21 protein-coding genes are annotated in these 20,553 nt (G+C 28.0%); 18 read left to right on the top strand and 3 right to left on the bottom strand.

Translation table 11 applies throughout. The features are described 5' to 3' along the window. Window positions 1–154: 154 nt before the first annotated feature. From DIC82_16115 to DIC82_16055, 13 genes are all read left to right on the top strand, one after another. The gene (locus tag DIC82_16115; GenBank protein ID AWK52430.1) at window positions 155–1,513 is read left to right on the top strand and encodes a UDP-N-acetylmuramoyl-tripeptide--D-alanyl-D-alanine ligase; all 1,359 of its coding nucleotides are present in this window, start codon (window positions 155–157) and stop codon (window positions 1,511–1,513) included. A gap of 172 nt (window positions 1,514–1,685) precedes the next feature. After that, entirely contained in the window at window positions 1,686–2,666 is a 981-nt protein-coding gene (locus tag DIC82_16110) for a phospho-N-acetylmuramoyl-pentapeptide-transferase (GenBank protein ID AWK52429.1), read from the top strand. 21 nt (window positions 2,667–2,687) lie between these two features. Continuing rightward, window positions 2,688–3,824, top strand: coding sequence for a stage V sporulation protein E (locus tag DIC82_16105; protein AWK52428.1), 1,137 nt, complete (start codon window positions 2,688–2,690; stop codon window positions 3,822–3,824). A gap of 482 nt (window positions 3,825–4,306) precedes the next feature. Then, window positions 4,307–5,065: a peptidase S49 gene (locus DIC82_16100; GenBank protein ID AWK52427.1), complete on the top strand. Its 759-nt coding sequence runs from the start codon at window positions 4,307–4,309 to the stop codon at window positions 5,063–5,065. Between the two features lie 7 nt (window positions 5,066–5,072). Further along, the gene (locus tag DIC82_16095; GenBank protein AWK53112.1) at window positions 5,073–5,801 is read left to right on the top strand and encodes a division initiation protein; all 729 of its coding nucleotides are present in this window, start codon (window positions 5,073–5,075) and stop codon (window positions 5,799–5,801) included. Between the two features lie 12 nt (window positions 5,802–5,813). Beyond that, entirely contained in the window at window positions 5,814–6,206 is a 393-nt protein-coding gene (locus DIC82_16090) for a DUF1290 domain-containing protein (GenBank protein AWK52426.1), read from the top strand. Between the two features lie 12 nt (window positions 6,207–6,218). Next, on the top strand, window positions 6,219–6,953 hold the full coding sequence (locus DIC82_16085) for a division initiation protein (GenBank protein ID AWK52425.1): 735 nt from the start codon (window positions 6,219–6,221) through the stop codon (window positions 6,951–6,953). A 92-nt stretch (window positions 6,954–7,045) separates the two neighbouring features. After that, window positions 7,046–7,744 carry a YggS family pyridoxal phosphate-dependent enzyme gene (locus DIC82_16080; GenBank protein AWK52424.1) on the top strand — a complete coding sequence of 233 codons (699 nt, stop codon included), beginning with the start codon at window positions 7,046–7,048 and terminating at the stop codon, window positions 7,742–7,744. Next, window positions 7,719–8,171 (top strand): cell division protein SepF, encoded by a 453-nt coding sequence (locus tag DIC82_16075; protein ID AWK52423.1) that lies wholly within the window; start codon window positions 7,719–7,721, stop codon window positions 8,169–8,171. Before DIC82_16080 ends, DIC82_16075 begins: the two co-directional genes overlap by 26 nt. Before the next feature lie 12 nt (window positions 8,172–8,183). Next, the gene (locus DIC82_16070) at window positions 8,184–8,444 is read left to right on the top strand and encodes a YggT family protein (protein AWK52422.1); all 261 of its coding nucleotides are present in this window, start codon (window positions 8,184–8,186) and stop codon (window positions 8,442–8,444) included. Next, window positions 8,441–9,202, top strand: coding sequence for an RNA-binding protein (locus DIC82_16065; GenBank protein ID AWK52421.1), 762 nt, complete (start codon window positions 8,441–8,443; stop codon window positions 9,200–9,202). Before DIC82_16070 ends, DIC82_16065 begins: the two co-directional genes overlap by 4 nt. A gap of 13 nt (window positions 9,203–9,215) precedes the next feature. Further along, window positions 9,216–9,854 (top strand): cell division protein DivIVA, encoded by a 639-nt coding sequence (locus tag DIC82_16060; protein AWK52420.1) that lies wholly within the window; start codon window positions 9,216–9,218, stop codon window positions 9,852–9,854. 136 nt (window positions 9,855–9,990) lie between these two features. Continuing rightward, on the top strand, window positions 9,991–11,091 hold the full coding sequence (locus DIC82_16055) for an IS4 family transposase (GenBank protein AWK52419.1): 1,101 nt from the start codon (window positions 9,991–9,993) through the stop codon (window positions 11,089–11,091). A gap of 207 nt (window positions 11,092–11,298) precedes the next feature. On the opposite strand, the gene DIC82_16050 is transcribed toward DIC82_16055, so the two are convergent. Beyond that, window positions 11,299–12,039: a chemotaxis protein MotB gene (locus DIC82_16050; GenBank protein AWK52418.1), complete on the bottom strand. Its 741-nt coding sequence runs from the start codon at window positions 12,037–12,039 to the stop codon at window positions 11,299–11,301. 12 nt (window positions 12,040–12,051) lie between these two features. Further along, window positions 12,052–12,825 carry a motility protein A gene (locus tag DIC82_16045; protein AWK52417.1) on the bottom strand — a complete coding sequence of 258 codons (774 nt, stop codon included), beginning with the start codon at window positions 12,823–12,825 and terminating at the stop codon, window positions 12,052–12,054. A 413-nt stretch (window positions 12,826–13,238) separates the two neighbouring features. Here DIC82_16045 and DIC82_16040 point away from each other — a divergent pair, with 413 nt between their 5' ends. The 3 genes from DIC82_16040 (at window position 13,239) to DIC82_16030 (ending at window position 16,011) form a co-directional block, all read left to right on the top strand. After that, on the top strand, window positions 13,239–14,156 hold the full coding sequence (locus DIC82_16040) for an RNA pseudouridine synthase (protein ID AWK52416.1): 918 nt from the start codon (window positions 13,239–13,241) through the stop codon (window positions 14,154–14,156). A gap of 106 nt (window positions 14,157–14,262) precedes the next feature. Continuing rightward, window positions 14,263–14,811 (top strand): bifunctional pyr operon transcriptional regulator/uracil phosphoribosyltransferase PyrR, encoded by a 549-nt coding sequence (locus DIC82_16035; GenBank protein ID AWK52415.1) that lies wholly within the window; start codon window positions 14,263–14,265, stop codon window positions 14,809–14,811. 39 nt (window positions 14,812–14,850) lie between these two features. Next, complete coding sequence (locus DIC82_16030) at window positions 14,851–16,011, top strand: RNA methyltransferase (protein ID AWK52414.1); 1,161 nt, start codon at window positions 14,851–14,853, stop codon at window positions 16,009–16,011. A 222-nt stretch (window positions 16,012–16,233) separates the two neighbouring features. Here the strand turns inward: DIC82_16030 and DIC82_16025 are convergent, their stop codons facing one another. Further along, on the bottom strand, window positions 16,234–17,967 hold the full coding sequence (locus DIC82_16025; GenBank protein ID AWK52413.1) for a fibronectin/fibrinogen-binding protein: 1,734 nt from the start codon (window positions 17,965–17,967) through the stop codon (window positions 16,234–16,236). Between the two features lie 223 nt (window positions 17,968–18,190). Here DIC82_16025 and DIC82_16020 point away from each other — a divergent pair, with 223 nt between their 5' ends. Together DIC82_16020 and DIC82_16015 are read left to right on the top strand one after the other, a co-directional pair. Further along, window positions 18,191–19,018: a diaminopimelate epimerase gene (locus DIC82_16020; GenBank protein AWK52412.1), complete on the top strand. Its 828-nt coding sequence runs from the start codon at window positions 18,191–18,193 to the stop codon at window positions 19,016–19,018. A gap of 154 nt (window positions 19,019–19,172) precedes the next feature. Continuing rightward, on the top strand, window positions 19,173–20,192 hold the full coding sequence (locus tag DIC82_16015) for a hypothetical protein (protein ID AWK52411.1): 1,020 nt from the start codon (window positions 19,173–19,175) through the stop codon (window positions 20,190–20,192). The last annotated feature ends 361 nt before the right edge of the window (window positions 20,193–20,553 follow it).

The following is a 20,553-nucleotide window of genomic DNA, read 5'->3' as shown; positions in this document are numbered from 1 at the left end:
ATTTTGATTTTCATTTTTCCTAAAGGACTTGAAATAATTTGGTTATAAAAAATGCCAAGGTATTTATATATATAATTCAATTTCTGAAGGAAATTGCATAACAATTGTTAACTGTTAACTGATAATTGTCAATTGAATTAAAGGGGTGGATGAAATGAATTTAAGCTTATCTGAGATAGTTGAAGCTATTAATGGAAAAGTATTAGTTGAAAACAATGACGGAAACTTCAATAAAGTTTCTACAGATACAAGAAAAATTGAAAAAGATAATTTATTTATTGCATTAACGGGAGAAAATTTTAATGGGAACGATTATGTTATACATGCTATTGAAAAAGGTGCATCTATAGTAATAGTTGATGAAATAAAATTTAAAGTTGAGGAATTAAATGATAGAGGAACTATTATTAAAGTTAATAATACTAAAACAGCGCTAGGAGATCTAGCTAGATTTTATAGAAAAAAAATTGGGATAAAAGTTGTTGGAATAACAGGATCTACTGGTAAGACTTCAACTAAAGATTTAGTAGCTGCATTTTTAAGTGGGAAATACAAAGTCTTCAAAACACAAGGCAATTTTAATAATGAGATTGGCCTACCTCTTATGATATTTGAACTTTCAAAAGATTATGATATAGCAGTCCTTGAAATGGGGACTAGTAATTTTGGAGAAATAAATAGGCTTGCAAGAATTGCATGTCCAAATATTTCAGCAATAACCAATATTGGAGTAGCACATATAGAATATTTGAAGAGTAGAGAAAATATACTTAAAGAGAAGATGTGCATAACTGATTTTTTTGATGATAAAAACTCATTAATAGTAAACTGTGAAAATGATATGTTAAAAACAGTTAATGAAGAGGATAAGTTTAATCTAGAAAAAATAGGTTATGATGAAGAATATAATCTTTATGCTAAGAATATAGAATTAACATGTGAAACTACAAGCTTTGATGCGATTACTAAAAATAACGAAAGCCATAGATTTAATTTAAATATGGTTGGAGAACATAATGTGTTAAATGCACTTATAGGCATACAAATAGCAAAAGACCTTGGGCTTACATTTGATGAAATGGAAAAAGGTCTAGAGAATTTTAATGCTACTTCTATGAGACTTGAATTTATAAAGAAAGATGATTTTACAATTATAAATGATTCATATAATGCTAATCCTGATTCTATGAAAGCAGCACTTAGAGTACTAGAAAATTATTCTGGAGATAGAAAGATAGCAGTACTTGGATCTATGGGTGAGCTTGGAGATTATGCAGAAGAAGCTCATACTGAAGTTGGAAGATTTGCAAAAGGAAAAGCTGATATTTTATTAACTACAGGAAAATTTAAAGAATGTTATGAAGAAGGATTTAAAGAAGGTACGATGCTCTTTGAAACAAAGCAAGAACTAATGGAAAAGCTAGCTAATATGATTAAAATAAATGATACTATTTTAATTAAAGCTTCAAGAAGTGAAAAGTTTGAAGAAATAATTAAATTGATTGAAAAATAAAACGAAGGAGGTGAATTGCCTTTAATTAGGCATCTTCAAAAAATAACTGCCAATATGCTTGTTTATTTTGTTTCATAAGGAAGCTTGACTGGTATACAATCACTGAGTAAGTGACTCGCACAAAATATAAATTGGACAGTTATTTTCTTTCAGATGCCTTGGGCAACACTAGATGGGGGAAACAATGAACGTATTAATTAACTCGAAAATTTTAGCACCATTAATAATGGGATTTATATTTTCAATAGTACTTGGACCAATATTTATACCAATATTACACAAATTAAAATTTGGGCAAAACATTAGAAAAGAAGGACCTAAAAGTCATCAAAAGAAATCCGGAACTCCAACAATGGGAGGACTTATATTTTTTATTTCTGTAGCGACTACCATGTTAATTATGGGACATAAGCCTATGGATAAAGAAATGATAATTTTATATTCATTTCTTGCATTTGGATTTATTGGATTTTTAGATGATATTTTGAAGATAATCCATAAGGATAACTTAGGATTAAAAGCAGCACAAAAAATGATATTATTAATTTTATTTTCATTAGCTTTAGGTTGGTATGGGTATAAATATATAGGAACTGATATATTAATCCCATTTGCTAATAAAGGGTTTAGATTAGATTTAGGTATGTTATATATACCATTTGTAGTTGTTTTTTATGCAGCTGTAACAAATGCAGTAAATTTAACAGATGGTATAGATGGACTTGCAACTTCGGTTACAGTGATTGTCCTAACATTCTTTACGATTGTTGGCTTTAGAACACAAAACCATGAAGTGGCAATTTTTGCAATAGCATTAGCTGGAGCTTTACTTGGGTTCTTAAAATTTAATGCTTTTCCTGCAAAGATATTTATGGGGGATACAGGCGCATTAGCTCTTGGAGGAGTTATAGCTACAATAGCATTAATGCTTAAGATGGAGTTGATTGTAATTATAGTTGGGGGTATTTATCTAATTGAAACCTTATCCGTTATAATTCAAGTTACTTCATTTAAATTAACAGGAAAAAGAGTATTTAAGATGTCTCCTATACATCATCATTTTGAACAATTAGGATGGAATGAAGTAAAGATAGTAATAGTATTTTCGAGTATTACAGCAATCTTATGTATTATAGGTTTTATAGCACTTTAATTAGGTTTGGAGGATTTATGTATGAAAGTCGTTAGGTCCAAAAGAAAAAAGAAAATGGGTGAAATAGATTATGGAATATTTTATACGGTAGCTTTACTTTTGACAATTGGTGTAGTTATGGTATATTCTGCAAGCTCTTATTACGCGATGTTTATAAATAAAGATAGTATGTATTATTTAAAGAGACAATTAATGTCAGCAGTTATTGGAGTGGGAGCAATGGCATTTACAATGTGCATTGATTATCATAAACTAAAGAAATATACAATAGCAATAATGATAGTATCTATACCATTATTAATAGCAGTATTCTTTTTTGAAGGTGTTAATGGAGCACAACGATGGATTTATATTGGACCACTTAGTTTTCAACCTTCTGAGCTTGCAAAATATGTTGTAGTACTTTTTATGGCTATGAGTCTTGAAATTAAAGGAGAAGGTGTTAAAAGCTTTAATACAGGAATAGTTCCATATCTAGTAATTTCAGGATTTTATGCGGCTTTAGTGTTAGCAGAGAAAAACTTAAGTATTGCATCAGTTATAATGATTGTTACATTTATTATACTATTTGCGGCGGGAGGTAAAATAAAGCATCTGTTTGGCATTGTGGCTCCAGCTATGGTTGCAGCAGTAGCCGCATTCACTATATTAGAACCTTATAGAATGAAAAGATTGCTTAATTTTACAAATCCATGGAAGGATCCGATTGGTGATGGATATCAGTTAATACAATCATTTTATGCATTAGGTGCAGGTGGGGTTACAGGACTTGGACTTGGTCAATCAAGACAAAAAACTTTATATATGCCAGAACCACATAATGACTTTATTTTCTCCATTATAGGAGAGGAGTTAGGACTTATAGGATGTATATGTATAATAATTCTTTTTATAATATTTATTTGGAGAGGAATTAGTGTGGCAATGAAAGCAAGAGATACTTATGGTACACTTCTTGCTATAGGAATAACTTCGGTTATAGCAGTACAATCTTTAATAAATATTGCAGTTGTTACAGGATCAATGCCAGTTACAGGAGTGCCATTACCATTTATTAGTTATGGAGGAACATCTCTTGTAATTAATATGATGGCAATTGGAATACTCTTAAATATATCCCGGCAAATTGAAGGAAAAGAAGAGATGAAAAAAATATAAAGTGAAACTTTTCAGGTGGAGTTTTAACTCCACCTGAATTTAGTTGAACTTATATCTTTAAGGGGCACCTAGTCCAGGAACGTGCATCCGTAACATTCCCACTTGAAGAAGTGGGAATGTTACGGATGCTAGCTATCGGATAAATGAATTGTGAAACTTATGGATATATCTAATTGCATAATATATTTAAATCAATCTAGCAGAGTGTATCTGAGAATTTTTATATAATATTCTTCTAAGATAATAATATATGGAATATTTAAAAAAATAGAAAGACAAAATATACACTGCAATTTTGACTTGTTATTTTCTTGCGTATGCATAAAAGATAAAACCATATCTTAAACTTTAGGTATGAAAAAATTCTATGTGAAAAGTTAATGAAAGTATCTTCTTAAAGTGGTATTATTATATTATGAAAATTATAGTAAAATTAAAATTCATGTTATTATGTAAGTGGCATGTAAAGAATAGGGATGTATATGGTAAAAGTAAATAATAAACTCATTTTAAAAGCACAACGCAGAAGACTAGTAAGAAAAATAGGTATGACAATTATAATATTGATTATTGTAGTAATGATTTTTGTAACGAAATCAAGTATATTTACTATTAAGAAGATTGCCGTTTTAGGAAATCCGATTATGAGTGGAGAAGATGTGAAAAAAAGAACAGAGAATATAATTGGTCAGAATATTTTCTTTATAAATAAACATAATATAATAAATGAAGCTAAGAAAAATCCTTATGTAGAAAATGTTGAAATTAGTAAGGCGTACCCTAAACAGATAAATATAAAAGTTTCAGAGAAGCAAGGAATATATTATATAGATAAAGATGGATATAAATATATTTTAGATAGTCAATCAAATTTACTAGAAAAAACAGATAATGTTGAAAATAGAAATTTAGTAAATGTTATAGGAGTAGATTTGAAAGATGTTGAATTAGGGAATAAAACCTTGGATGATGGTAGATTGTTGAAATTTTTAGAAATTTTTTATCAGATCATAAAAAGTAATCCAACTAATTATAATATAAATGTTATTGACTTAAGTGATTTGATAAATATTAAGGTGTATATTGGTAAGGTAGAAGGAAGAATTGGTAATGACGAAAATATACCAGATAAAATGAATAAGCTTCTACATATAATTGAAAATCCAGATATTGCAATTACAAAAGGATATGTGGATGTAGGGTTTGATGGAGCACCTATATATTATAAAGAAGAAAGGTAAGGTAGGAATGAAGATATCTAGATCTCAAATATTTGTAGCTATTGTTTGTGGACTTTTAGGCTTTTTATTAGCATATCAATTTAAAGTTTTATCTAACAAAAATACTTCGGCAAACATTAGTACTTATGATAAAAATGATATGATTTCAGAAATTGAAATATTAAAGAAACAAAAAGAAGAGCTGGGAGCAACAAATTCGAAGTTATCAGAAGAACTTAAGCAACTTGAAGAAACAGCAGCTAAAAATGGCGATTTAGGTACAGATATAAAGAATCAACTTGATAATGCTAGAATGCATTTAGGAGTAGTTGATGTTAAAGGGCCAGGAATAACGCTTACTATAACACCAAAGTCTTCTATATTTGGATCAAATTCAAGTGATAATAGTAGAGACTTAGGCGAAGACGAATTAGTTCATATAGTAAATTTACTTTGGTACTCTGGAGCAGAGGCTATATGCATAAATGATATTAGAGTAACTCCACAGACAGGAATTAAGACGGCAGGAAATGGAATTGCAATAGGATCTACTGGAAAAGTTTATCCGAGAGATAAAATTGTAATCAAAGCAATTGGTGAAAAAGGTAGGCTTAATGTAGGAATCTCTTTTCCGGGATCTTTAGAATATCTTGCTCTTCCTAACTATAATAATGAAATAAAATCCGAGGATGATATAGTTATAGGAAAGACAACACAATCATTAAAAAGCGAATTTATTAAATTAGTGAAGGAATAGGAGAGAGTTAGTTTGATAGCAATAATAGGACTATTAATTGGAATTATACTTGGATTTGTACTTGATGTTAATATATCAGATAAACTATCACCATATATGTCAGTAGCTATACTTGCATGTTTAGATTCAGTTTTTGGCGCAATGAGAGGAACTCTTTCAAAGAATTTTCAAGCAGATATATTTATATCAGGATTTTTTGGTAATGCACTACTTGCAGCAGGTCTTGCCTATTTAGGTGATAAACTGGGAATTCCAATATATATAGCAGCAGTAATAGTATTTGGAGGAAGAATATTTGATAATTTTGCAATTATAAGAAGACTTTTATTAGAAGATTTTAAAATTAGGAAAAAAAATTTATCTAGAAAAAATTCAATAGAAAAAGAAAAGAATGATATTAAATAAAGAGGTGATGTGATGAAAAATAATAAAGGCTTTTTCTTTGTTTTCATTGCAACCATAATATTAGGAGCTTTAATATCAATGAATTTTAATTTTGAAGGAATTCAATCTTATAGTCAATTAAATGCAACAGAGTATCAAAATGCAGTTGAAGAAAGAGCAACTTTATATAAGGAAATAGGAAATCTAAAAGAAGATAATATTGAAAAGAAGGACAAAATTGAAAATTATGAAAATAATTATACAAAAAATGATAAGATTCTTGAAGATATGAAAGCTCAAATTAGCGATTATCAAATGTTTATTGGACTAAATAAAACCGAGGGTTCAGGAATTTTATTAAAGATAAATGATGGAAATACTAATGCACTTGAAGAAAATACATCTGAAATTAATAATAAGCTTTTGCATGATAATGATATGGCTTTAATATTAAATGAGCTTCGAGTGGCTGGAGCAGAAGCTATTAGTGTTAATAGCCATAGAGTTATTCCCTGGTCTGGAGTAATCTGCAACTGGGCATTTATTGGATTTGATGATGGTGGAATGGAGTATGCTCCATTTAATATTTATGCTATAGGAGATCCTGAAAAATTAAAAGCAGCTCTTTTAGAAGATGGAAGTCATGTTAAAGAGCTTATATTTAGAAAGCTTTATGTAAATATTGAAGAAATAGATAAAATCATCATGCCGCCAACAACATCAAACGCAAATATTAAATATATGGAGAGAGATGAGAGTAAAAAATAAAATTTAATTTATATTTTTGAAGGAAATTTTAAAGTTATATAGAATATAAACTAAGTGTAGCATAGAAAGGAATAGTTGTAAGGTGTTAAATTATGGGGATTAAGCAAAATATAGAAGAACTAAAATCTAGAATTCCAGAAGATGTAAGGCTTTTAGCTGTTTCTAAAACAAAGCCACTAGAAGCACTAGAAGAAGCATATATAGCAGGCATGAGAGATTTTGGAGAGAATAAAGTACAAGAATTAATAAAAAAATCAGAAAATTTTCATGATGATGTAAGATGGCATTTCATAGGGCAACTTCAAAGTAATAAAGTTAAATATTTAGTGGATAACGTTTATTTAATACATTCTCTAGCGAATAGTAGTTTATTAAACGAAATAGAAAAGGTTTTTGGAAAAGCTAATAAAGTAGCTAATGTATTAATTCAAATTAATATTGGAAGAGAAGAAAGCAAAAGTGGAATTCTAGAGGAAAATTTATATGAATTTATAGAATTAATTGAAAAATGTAACCATGTTTCTGTAAATGGTATAATGGTGATTATTCCAAAAGGAAATGAAGATAGTAATAGAGCTTATTTCAAAAAAACAAAAAAGATATTTGAAGAACTTAAAGAGAAAAAATATAATAATATTAATATGAACATATTATCCATGGGAATGACTCATGATTATATGACAGCTATAGAAGAAGGTTCTAATTTAGTTAGAATAGGAACAGGGATATTCGGAGAAAGAAATTATAATACAGGGGGAGTAAAAAATGAGCAAGATTTTATCAAAGGTTAAATCTTTATTAGGGTTTGAGGATTATGAAGACTATGATAATTATGAGGATGAAGAATATGAAAATGAGATGAGAGATGAAGATGAAATAGAACCGGTTATTACAAATAAGAAAAATAGTAAAGTTGTAAATATCCATACATCTTCAAATGCAAAGGTTACAATTACAAAACCGGTAGATTATGAAGAAGCAACTGAAATTTGTGAAGCACTTAAAAATAGAAGAATAGTTCTAGTAAATACAACAGTTTTAGAATTAAAAATTGCACAAAGATTATTAGATTTTATAAGTGGTTCTTGTTATGCCTTAGGTGGAGAATTACAACAAATTGAAAAAGGTGTATATATTCTATCACCTTCTAATGTTGAAGTAACAAATGAGCTAAAAAATGAGCTTAGTTCAAAAGCTGTGTTTAATTGGTCAAAATAGGGGGAATAAGATTTGCTATATAGTATTACTATGGTTCTTAATACGTTATTTAACTTATTAGAATTAGCTATATTCATAGAAATTATAGCTTCGTGGATTCCACAAATGCAAGGGAATAGGTTTATAAGTATAATACGCAATTTTACTTATCCTTTTTTAGAACCACTTAAAAGGTTACAGGATAAATTAATTCCTGGATTACCAATGGATTTTTCACCTATAATTGCTATATTTATAATAGATTTCTTTAAAAGGATTTTAATATCAATATGAAAGACAAAATCAGTAAATATTTTACTGATGATAAAAATGAAGCATTAAACCTGTATGAGAGATATCTATTATCTAAAAACAAAGATATACCTATGTTTGGGAAAAATTTTTATACACCCAATATATGGACTTGGTTTGAAAAAAATTTAGGTAGTAAGGATTTTAAAGTTGAAACTAATGGTTTTTTTCAAGATGCAGAAAGAAGAATGATTTCTTTTAATAATGTATATGATAATACATTTCCAATGAAGTTGATAAAGATTGAGAATACATCGAAATTTTTAAACCTTACACATAGAGACTTTTTAGGTGGAATATTATCACTTGGGATAGAAAGAAATAAAATTGGTGATTTGCTGGTAGATAAAAATACATGTTATGTAGCAGTATGTGAAGAAATAGAAAATTTTATTATATATAACATTGATAAGATTTCTAAAGTTGTTTGTAGTGCAGAAGTGATTGATAATTTTGAACTTCTTCCTAAAGTTAATTTTAAAGAAGAAATTATTTTAGTTTCTTCTTTAAGAATTGACGGGGTTATTTCTAAAATTATAAATGTATCTAGATCAAATGCTACAGCAATGATAGAGCAAGGTCAAGTGCTTATAAATTACGTTAAGATAAAAGATAAAAGTTATGAACTTAAAGGTGAAGAAAGAATTACCATAAGAGGTTTTGGAAAATTTATTTTAGGTAATTCTATTGGGAATAGCAAAAGTGGAAGAATAAAAATTATTATTAAAAAATATACATAATTGAGGTGAAAGCATGAAATTAACACCAATGGATATAAACAACAAGGAATTTAAAAAGGGATTAAGAGGATATCATTCGGATGAGGTTGATGAATTTTTAGATGAAGTAGTGGAAAATTATGAAGAACTTTATAAGGAAAACGCAAACTTAAAAGAAAAACTTGCTAATTTAAATGAAAAATTAGATCACTATTCGAAACTTGAAAATACTATACAGAATACATTGTTTCTTGCACAAAATGCAGCAGAGCAAGCGAAAAATTCAGCACAAAAAGAAGCAGAATTAATGCTAAAAAATGCAAATGAATCTGCTCAAAAGCTTATGGATAAATCACATAGTGATGTTATCAAAATAAATGATGAATATGAACAAGTTAAACAAGAATTTATTAAATTCAGAGCAAAATATAGAAATTTTATGAATACACAATTAGAAACATTTGATGATTTAGAGAAAGACTTTGTTAAAAATTACAATGTTTCAGATCCTATAGAAGATGATGAAGTAATCCAAGAAGAAATAATAGAGAAAAAAATAAATTTAGTAAATGAGGCAGATGAAAAGGAAGAAAAGTTCCAAGACTTGCAAGAAAGTAATTCATTAAATGATGAATTAAATGAAATAAAGAGTTTTTTTGTTCAAGGGGATTAGATAAATTCAAACAAATAAAGAGTATAAAAAAACCACCTGAAAGTTTTTAGTGTTGCATAAAGCAACAATTTTCAATGAATAATTATTGAATATCAAGGACAACCTTCAATTATAAGATTGGAGGTTGTTTTTGATTATGGATAAACTTGCAAATAGAAGTGTGTTTAGAAAATTAATTAAACTTATTGATGGGAATATTGGAAGAAAATTAAGAAAAGCGAATAATGAATATAAATACTCAAAGTGCTATACAGGTCGGGATCATATTCTAACAATGTTGTTTTTACAAATCTCCGGCTGTGATGGATTAAGAGATATTAATGCTAAATATAAAAATTCATCTAAGATAAGTAAGGATTTCAACATGCCAAGTTATTCCCAAATATCTAGATTAAATAAGAGTAAGTCATCAGATTTATTTAGAAATGTTTTCGAAGAATTATTGGTAAAAGCTGATAAAGAAATGAATTCTTTAGTTAAAATAAAGAACTTTAAAGATATTAAAATAATAGATTCATCAGTAGTTAGTATAGGCAAGGGCTTAGCCCCTGAACTCTATTATGAAGATGAAAAATCTGCTGTTAGAATTAGTACTCTTTTATCATTTGAAACTAAGTTACCTGATAAAATTAGCATCCGCCCTGCTAAAGTAGGAGAACGTAGTTGTATTGACGGTTATGTTAATTCGGAGAAAAATATATATTTATTTGATAAGGGATATTTTAAGTATTCTTGGTATGATGAAATGAGTCATGATAATTATAAATTTATCACAAGACAACAAAGCAACTCTGTTACGGAGGAGTATTTGTCCATTTATACTGGAATAGATAATCTATATGATTATATTGTTACAATGGGGTCTGATTATAGTAAAAATAAAACTAAATATAAATATAGAGAGATTCTATATTTTACTAAGGACTCCGACGAAGAATTCCGTTTAGTTACTAACATATTCGATATGCCAGCTGAAGATATAGTATCTCTCTATAAAAAGCGTTGGGATATTGAGTTATTCTTTAAATGGATAAAACAACATCTGACTATTAAAAAATGGGTTGGAAGAACCCTTAACGCAATATCCATACAAATATATAGTGCCCTTATTATCTATATTTTATTACTTTTAATAAAATATAGATTTAAAAGTAATTTAAGCACTTTTGATGTGCTCCGAAAGTTTCAGGCTAATATATTAGAAAGATATGCTCTAAGGAATATTTTGTTACCGTGACTAATTATTAAAGTTAAAATTTTGTTGAAAAACCAAGGGGTATCTTTATAATATTTTATATACATAATATTACTTAAAAACATTTATGATCCAATTTGTAAAACTCCAACCAAATAAAATGTTATTGATTGGAGTTTTAAATATTATACTATAAATATTTTGTCTTTATGCAACATCAAAACCTGAAAGTGGTTTTTTTTATACTCTTTATTGTGTTGAAGTTTCAGAGTTATTAAACTTAGTATTTAATATTACGATATCAACCCGCCTATTTGAAGATTTTCCTTCTTCAGTATCATTACTTTTAATAGGTCTATATTCTCCATATCCTACAGATGATAATCTTCCAGGACTAACACTACCTTGAGTAATTAAGAACTCAACAACATTTGCGGCTCTTACTGATGAAAGTTGCCAATTTGAATGGAAGTAGTCTGTGTTAATGGCAACATTATCGGTATGTCCTTCAACACGTATATAATTATCAATTCCATTCAAAACTTTTGATATAGAGTTTAATTTACCCTGCCAGTCAGACTTAATGTTGGCCTCACCACTATTAAAGAATACACTATCATTAAAACTTATCAAAAGGCCTCTCTCTTGAATTGATGTAGTAACACTTCCTTTCAGTTCGGAATTGTTTACAAGTTCATCGACTTTCTTTTTTACTTCAGTTAATTTTTCTTCTTCAGCAGCTGCTGTAAGTGCTTCATCGTCTACTATTACAGGTGGAGAATTAGAATCATCAGATATTGCTATTATATTTTCACCATTTCCAGAATTGAAGCCCACCTTTAATGAATTTGCAAGTGCTTCAGATTTTTTATTGTCAACAGTGGAGATTGCAAACATCATTAAAAAGAAAATCATAAGTAATGTTATGAAATCTAAGTAAGAAAGCATCCATCTCTCAGAATTATCTTTTTCCTTTTTTATTCTCTTCATTTCTATACCTCTTTAAATTTCTTCTAATAGTTTAGCTTCATCTTCAGTCAAGTAGCCAACAAGTTTACTTACTAAGGTATTTGGATTAACTCCTTCTTGAATGAGAAGTACTGCTTCAATAATCATTTCTTTTTCAATAATTTCTGCCTTATTAATTTCCTTTAATTTACTAGCAATAGGAAGCCAAAAAAGATTTGCACTACCAAGTCCATATAATGTTGCCACAAAGGCAGAAGCAATTTCACCTCCCATTGAAGATGGGTCATTTAAATTAGCAAGTACTATAACCAAACTTGTTACTGTTCCGACAATACCCATAGTAGGAGCATATCCACCCGCAGCCGAAAACATTTCAATACAATCATCATGTCTTGAAGCAAGATTCTCTAATTTTGTATTTAAAATGCTTTTTACTGATGATGGTTCTATACCATCAACAACCATTTGAAGTCCTTTTTTTGCAAAAGGATCTAAATCTGGACCATATAATTCGGATTCTAGACTTAAGAGTCCATCTCTTCTAGTCTTAAGTGAAATTTCTTTAAAATAGGAGATATGTTGTCCCAAATTAAATTCCTTCTTTTTGAAAGCTAGTCCTATTACCTTTGGCATCTTTTTTATTGTTTTTGAAGGAAAGGAAACTGCAGTTGCTCCAAGTGTTCCTCCTATAACTATTAGTCCTGATGTCAATTTAAGTAACGCAAATAATGAACCATGTGCTAATAAATAACCTAATATTATAGATCCAAATGCAATTACTAAACCTAAAATTGTCATAATGTCCATGAATAGTTCCCCCTTATATGTTGATATTTTCTTAAGTACATCTAATAGTTTTAAATGGTGATTTGTAAGATGAGTGTATAATAACTAATACTGGATGATGATAGCATATTGAAAAAATGTAGTTTAAATACACACTGTTAATTTTCGTATATTTATTAATTAACTTGAATTGTTTGTTCATTTTTTTTATTAATTTAAGAAAAATATCTTAAAAAGTACATACATTCAGTAAATATTTTAATGGTTTTTTGGTGTAATATAAAAAATAAATTATTAAAAATCGATTAGCAAACCATGAAAAGCATGACTTTTATAATTTTTTGAATAATTTAGGATTAAGGTTTCAATTGTAAATTATAATTTATTATATTATAATGTTGAAATAACACGTTTAAAGAAAGGGACATTGATTTATGGATAAAAATGTTTTTATAGTTGATGAAAAAGATCAAGGAACAAGAATTGATAAATATTTGTCTGGAGTTTTTGTTGATAAATCAAGATCGTTTATTCAAGGACTTATTGAAAAGGATAGCATCAAGGTTAATAATAAAATTCCTAAAAGTAATTATAAATTAAAGGCTTTTGATGAGATTGAAGCAATATTTAAAGAACCTGAAATATTAAAGGTAGATGCAGAAGAAATACCTTTAGATATATTATATGAAGATAAAGATGTAATAGTTGTTAATAAAGCGCAAGGAATGGTTGTACATCCTGCACCTGGTAACTACAATGGCACATTAGTAAATGCATTGCTTTTTCACTGCACTGATTTATCTAGTATAAACGGAGTAATAAGACCTGGAATAGTTCATCGAATTGATAAGGATACATCAGGTGTGTTAGTTGTTGCTAAAAATGATGAATCTCATAACAGACTTTCAGAACAATTGAAAGATCATTCAATGAAACGAGAATATTATGCTTTAGTTGAAGGAAGAATTAAAAATGAAATTGGAACTATTGATAAACCAATTGCAAGGAATAAAAGAGACAGATTAAAGATGGGAATTGTAGAGGATGGAAAGAGAGCAGTAACACATTATGAAGTTATAGAAAGATATAATGGTTTTACCTTAATAAAATGCATACTAGAAACTGGTAGAACACATCAAATAAGGGTACACATGGCATCAATTGGTTTTCCATTAGTTGGAGATCCTCTGTATGGCTTCAAAAAGCAAAGATTCAAGTTAAAAGGTCAAATGTTACATGCTAAGACTTTAGGATTTGTTCATCCAACAAAAAATAAATATGTTGAATTTACTACGGAATTACCAGAATATTTTGAGGTGATAATAGATAAATTAAGAAATGAGCTTATTTGATTTACATTTTCTTTTAAGTGCTTTAAATTAATATTGTAGTAAAAGAAATATATAATTTTATAAGAATGTAATTAAGATATTAATCAGCTAAAAGTGGAGGGATAACATGAAATTAAAAGCAATTCTATTAGATGAGAAAGCTATAAATAGAACATTAATAAGGGTTTCTCATGAAATAATAGAAAGAAATAAAGGGGTAGAGGATTTAGTTTTGCTTGGAATTAAGACTCGAGGCTACCCACTTGCAAAAAGAATTGCAAATTATATTAAAGGAATTGAAGGAAAAGAAGTTCCAGTTGGTTCTGTAGATATAACATTATATAGAGATGATTTAACTATTTTAAATGAGAATATAGAGGTCAGAAATTTAGATTTGGGACTTGAAATAAAAGATAAAAAAATAGTTATTATAGATGATGTCTTATATACATGTAGAACAGCAAGAGCTGCAATAGATGCTATTATAGACGTAAGTAGACCTACAGCTATTCAATTAGCAGTTCTAATAGATAGAGGCCATAAAGAATTACCTATTAGAGCAGATTATGTAGGTAAAAATATTCCTACATCTAAAAATGAAATTGTAGCAGTTTCATTAATGGAAACTGATGGAGAAGATTCAGTTAAAATATATGATTCAAATGACAATGAATAAAATATACTAGTTAATTTGAACAGAGGAGAATATAAAATTATGTATGATTTAATTGCAACAAGTACCTTTGGAATAGAGAGTATAACAGCAAAGGAATTAAGAGCGCTTGGTTATGAAGATTTGAAAATTGAAAATGGAAAGGTAACCTTTGAAGGGGATGAAATGGATATAGCTATTGCTAATGTTCATTTAAGAACTGCAGATAGAGTTCTTATAAAAATGGCTGAGTTTGAAGCAAAATCTTTTGAAGAGCTATTCCAAGGAACAAAAAAAGTAGAGTGGAGTAAACTTATTCCTAAGGATGGAGTTATGCATGTTGTTGGGAAAAGTATTAAATCAACACTTCATAGTGTTCCAGATTGTCAATCTATAGTTAAAAAAGCTGTTATTACAAGTATGAGTGAAAGCTATGGAATAGAGCAGTTTAGTGAAAGTGGTCCTGTTTATAAAATAGAAGTGGCTATATTAAAAGATACAGTTACACTAACAATAGATACGACTGGTCCAGGATTACATAAGAGAGGATATAGAGTGCTTTCTGGAATCGCACCTATAAAAGAAACATTAGCTGCATCAATGGTTTTACTTTCAAGATGGAGAGATGATTTTGAACTTATAGATCCATTTTGCGGATCAGGGACAATATTAATTGAAGCTGCTATGATAGCTCAAAATATTGCGCCAGGAGTAAATAGAAGCTTTATATGTGAAACATGGCCATCTATTAGTGAAGATGATTTTAATTCTGTAAGAGAAGGGGCTAAGAAGTCTCAAAAAGATAAAGATCTAAAAATGATAGGATATGACATAGATTATAATGTTATTAAATTTGCAATGGAGAATTCTAAGAGGGCTGGCGTTGATAAATATATAGAATTTCAAAAAAGAGACTTTTTTGATTTTTCAACTTCTAGAAAACATGGATTTATAATTTCTAATCCTCCATATGGAGAAAGACTTGGTGAAGAAGAAATATTAGATATTCTTTATAGACATATGGGGAAGGTGAAGAATAAGTTAGAAAGTTGGGATTTCAACATATTAACATCACTTGAGAATTTTGAAAAGGTATTTGGAGTAAAATCAACTAAAAATAGAAAATTATATAATGGTAAAATTATGTGTCATTATTATCAATATTTTCATAATGATAAAATTAAGAATTTTGGAGACACATTAATAAATGAATTATTAGATTAAATCATAATGTATTTACTTTAAATATATAAATAAGGATTTGAAAACATATTTACAAAGTTTTATTTACATGTTGAAATATAGTAAGTGAATATTGGTAGAAAAGGTGCTAAATAACTGTTAAAGTTGTTAGCACCTTTTTTGTTTTAAAATTATATTTCAATTTTAAAGAAATAAGTAGAGGCTCTACATTTATAGAATCTTTTGTAGCACCTATAAGTTTAATTAATCTTTAAATAGATTATTAAAATCGCTTGGATTTATTATTAAAGACTTGTTAGTATGATAAATAACCATACCAGGCTTTGATCCATTTGGTTTTTTTAATTCTTTTACTTTTGTATAATCTATAGGTAATTTCGAAGAATTTTTTCCCTTGCTATAAAATCCAGCAATTATTGCAGCTTCTTCAAGGGTTTTATTTGGAACTTCAAAAGAACAAACAATAACATGTGAACCTGGAATATCTTTTGCATGTAACCAAAGGTGATTTTTGTTTGCAAATTTTAAACTTAAATAATCATTTTGCAAGTTGTTTTTTCCTACATAGATATCAATCCCATCACTAGAAACAAAATGATGAGGCTTAGAAGTTTTTGATTTATTAGAAGTTTTACTATTTTTTCTAAATCTTATATATTTAGTTTCAATTAATTCATTTTTTATTTCATCAATTTCGTCATAGCTTTCAGCATTTATTATGTTAGTGAGAACAGAATTTAAATATTCTGTTTCTTCAATATTTTTTTCAAGCTGAACTTTAGCATATTCTTCTGAGGTTTTGAGTTTATTGTATTTTTTATAATAACGCTGAACATTTTCAGAAGGAGTTTTTGTTTTATCTAAAGCAATTTTAATATATTGTTCTTCATTTTCACTATAAAAATTTAATAAAGTACATTCGCTATCGCCCTTCTTTAGTGTGTAAATATAAGAAGTTAAAAGGTCTCCTTTTATTCTTAACGAATCTTTTTCAGCACATTCTTTTAGAGTTTCATTAAGTATTTTTGATTTTTTATTACATCTTTCAATATTTGTATGAATGAGTTTTTGTAAATCTGTAGATTTATTTTGGAGTCTATCTTGTTTATCTTTCTTTTGATAAAAAGTATCTAGTAAAGTGTGAGGATCACTATATGGAAGCAATGAAAAATTTTCTTCTAAAGAATTTAACTCTAAACAATAAAAATCTTTAAAAATGCCCGATTTATTTGTATATATATAAAAAGAGAAACTTTCATGCAAATTATCTATAAATTTCTTAAACTTTTCATAAATTTCGTGTTTTGTAGGTGAATTATTATACTCAATGATGTTATAATATAAATCGCTAGATAATAGTTTACTTATTCCTGTAAAACAATTAGAATAAAAATTAGCATCAAAAATAATAGAATTATTGCTTATAAAAGAATTTAATTCTTCATAAGTAGTAGAAAAAGGATTTAATTTAGTAGATGATGGAGGATAAACATAATCAACTCCAGGATATAATACTCTAAAACTATTTATATCAGGTGTAATGTGTTTTATGGATTCCATAACTTTATTGTCTCTATTTCTAACTAAAGTTATGTTAGAGTGACGTCCCATAATTTCGATTATAAGGGAATATACACTATCAAAACCTAGTTCATCTCTATTTTCAATTTCTATTATTAAAATTCTATCACTATCTTTTTGGGTAATGTTTGTAATTCTACCTCCTAATATGTATTTTCTAAGAACCATTAAATACATAGGAGCTTTTATAGGATTTGGTTTAACTGAATTTGTTATATGAATTCTGGAAAACCTAGGAGATGCAGAAATTAAAAGTTTTATGTTGCTACGATCTTTTCTCATAGTTAAAATAATTTCATCTTTTTCAGGTTGATTTATTTTATCTATTCTGCAATTTAATATTGATTTTTTTAAATCATTGACTAAACTATATAAGTAGATACCATCTAATGCCATTTTATGTCATCCTTTCTTAGTGTAACTAAGAGTAGTATAACATTATAGTCATATAATTATCAATTATTAGCAAAATGTAATGTATAGAAGCATATATAGATAGCTAAGATAAAAGTTTTAGGACATGGATTATGAGAAGATAATAAATAATGATCAATTCTCAATGAAGAAATATTGAGAACTAAATTAAAAAAGTATTAAACTATTTTGGGGAGGAATTTAAATGAATTTCTATAAAATGCAAGGTGCAGGAAATGATTTCGTATTTATTGAAGATTTTAATTATGAGATTAAAGATGAATGTGAACTAGCTAAGAAACTTTGTGATAGACATTTTGGAATCGGGGCTGATGGTTTAGTTATTGTCAGAAAATCAGAAATAGCAAATGCTAAGATGGTTATAATAAATGCAGATGGTTCAAGAGCTAATATGTGTGGAAATGCTATAAGGTGTTTTGGAAAGTATGTATATGAGCATAAAATTGCAAGTGGCAATAAATTTTCAGTTGAAACTGGAGATGGAATTAAGGAAATTGAGATAATATTAGAAAGAGATAAAGTTAAATATGTAAGAGTATATATGGGAAATCCATCTTATGACGGACGTGATATACCTTTAAATAATATAGAAAGTCTTATAGAACATGAAATTATTGTAGATAATAAAACTTACAATATTACTACAGTACTTATGGGAGTACCCCATACAATTATTTTTGAAGAAGATAGGGAATACGATATAGTAGAAGAAGGCTCTAAAATAGAAAAGCTTGACTTATTTAAAGAAGGAAGCAATGTTAATTTTGTAAAGATAATTGACGAAACTCATATAAGAGTTAATACTTGGGAAAGAGGTGCTGGTGCAACTCTTGCTTGTGGAACTGGATGCTCAGCAGCTGTAGTTGTAGCTAAGAAATTAGGACTTGTAGATAAGACAAAAGAAATTTTTGTTAAGGCACCAGGTGGTGAATTAATTATAGAAGTTTTTGCAGAAGATGTATATATGAAAGGACCAGCAGAAGTGTCATTTGAAGGTAAAACTTTTTTGTAAAACGCAACTCTTTAAATGCAGTTTTACACTCTAGGTGAATTTAGTTGAACTTATATTCTGAAGGGGAGCCACATAACGCCAAGGATTAGAATATACCATCAAGTGGTACCCCGGCTAGATATCAGATAAAATTATTGAATAAGAGGGAATATAAATGAAAATATTAAAAAGAAAGTATTTGAGCATTTTAGTTTTCATTGTGATCCCTCTGCTTTTATTAGGATGTTCGCCTGAAAAAGAAAAAGAAAAAGAAAAAGCATCTAATATAGCAGAGGACATTAAATTGAATTCAGGATCTGTATTAAAGAGCGAAGAAGGAACTTATAAGTTATATAATTATGAAGAGGGAAAATATAAACAAATAGAAAGCAACAATATTGTATTTGCTTATGATAAAAATAGTTCTAGTTATATTGCAACTGAAGAAGGTAAACCATATGTAGTGAATAATGGATATAAGTTTGAAATTAAGGATTTAACTTATTCTGAACTTAAATTATCTAAAGATGCAGGATATATAGCATATTTTATAGAAGACAATGGTCTTAAGTTAAAAGTATTTGATACAAATGGAAATAAACAAATAGAAATTAAATCTAATGTTTCAATATCAGGAACTTTATATGATTGGTACGATGTTAATACTTTGGTGTATTATGGAGTCAGTGATGACGGAGTGAATGGATTATTCACATATAACATAAAAGAAAATAAAGAAGAATTACTTTACAAAATTAAAGAAGGATATTTAGCCTTTATAAAGGCAACTTTAGATAATGTAGTATTCTTACAGTTAACATTAGAAAACGATAAAAAGTTAGTGATGATAGATAAGAAAACAAAGGATGTTAAGATTTTAACAGATAATATAGAAGAACTTTCGGATATAATTATAAATAAAGAAAAAATATATTTTACTGGAAAAGTTTCTGATAATATCAGTTCATTGTATGAATTAAAGAATAACAAAGCAAAAAGATTAGTTTTTGATTTCCCGGGTATAGTAAAAACAGAAAAAGGACTAACGATAGATGAAAATGGAAATATCTTATTTATAGGATGTAATAATGAAAATACCAATGAAGAACAAATTTATACTTATACGCAAGATGGGAGTATAAGCGTAGTATCTAAAAATTCTATAGATTATGTGTTTTTAGATTATAGAAGTTAAGACACTTGACGTGAAAAGCGTACATGTGTGTATGTATCGAGTCGAAATAATTTATAGTTGTAGTTAATTTAAATAGAGGATAATCGGATGCAATTTATGTATCCAATTATCCTCTATTTTTATTTGATATTATTTTCAGATATTTATGGAATAAATAATTTTAGTCTGAAATATTTCTGTGAATTTTTAAAAAAATTTAACAAAATCATCCTCAAATTATGAATAGTATATAAAATTTTAGTCCAAAATTTTATATGGATATGTTAATAAAATTAAAGATAATATATCCAAAGTTATAATAGATAGGCGGGATTAAAATAAGAGAATATGAAATTAAAGATGTTGATTTAAAAACTGCAAA

This window comes from Clostridium beijerinckii (assembly GCA_003129525.1).
Lineage (GTDB): Bacteria > Bacillota > Clostridia > Clostridiales > Clostridiaceae > Clostridium > Clostridium beijerinckii_D.
Note: the sequence above shows the minus strand (reverse complement) of the source record. Positions and strands in the feature narration are given on the sequence as shown.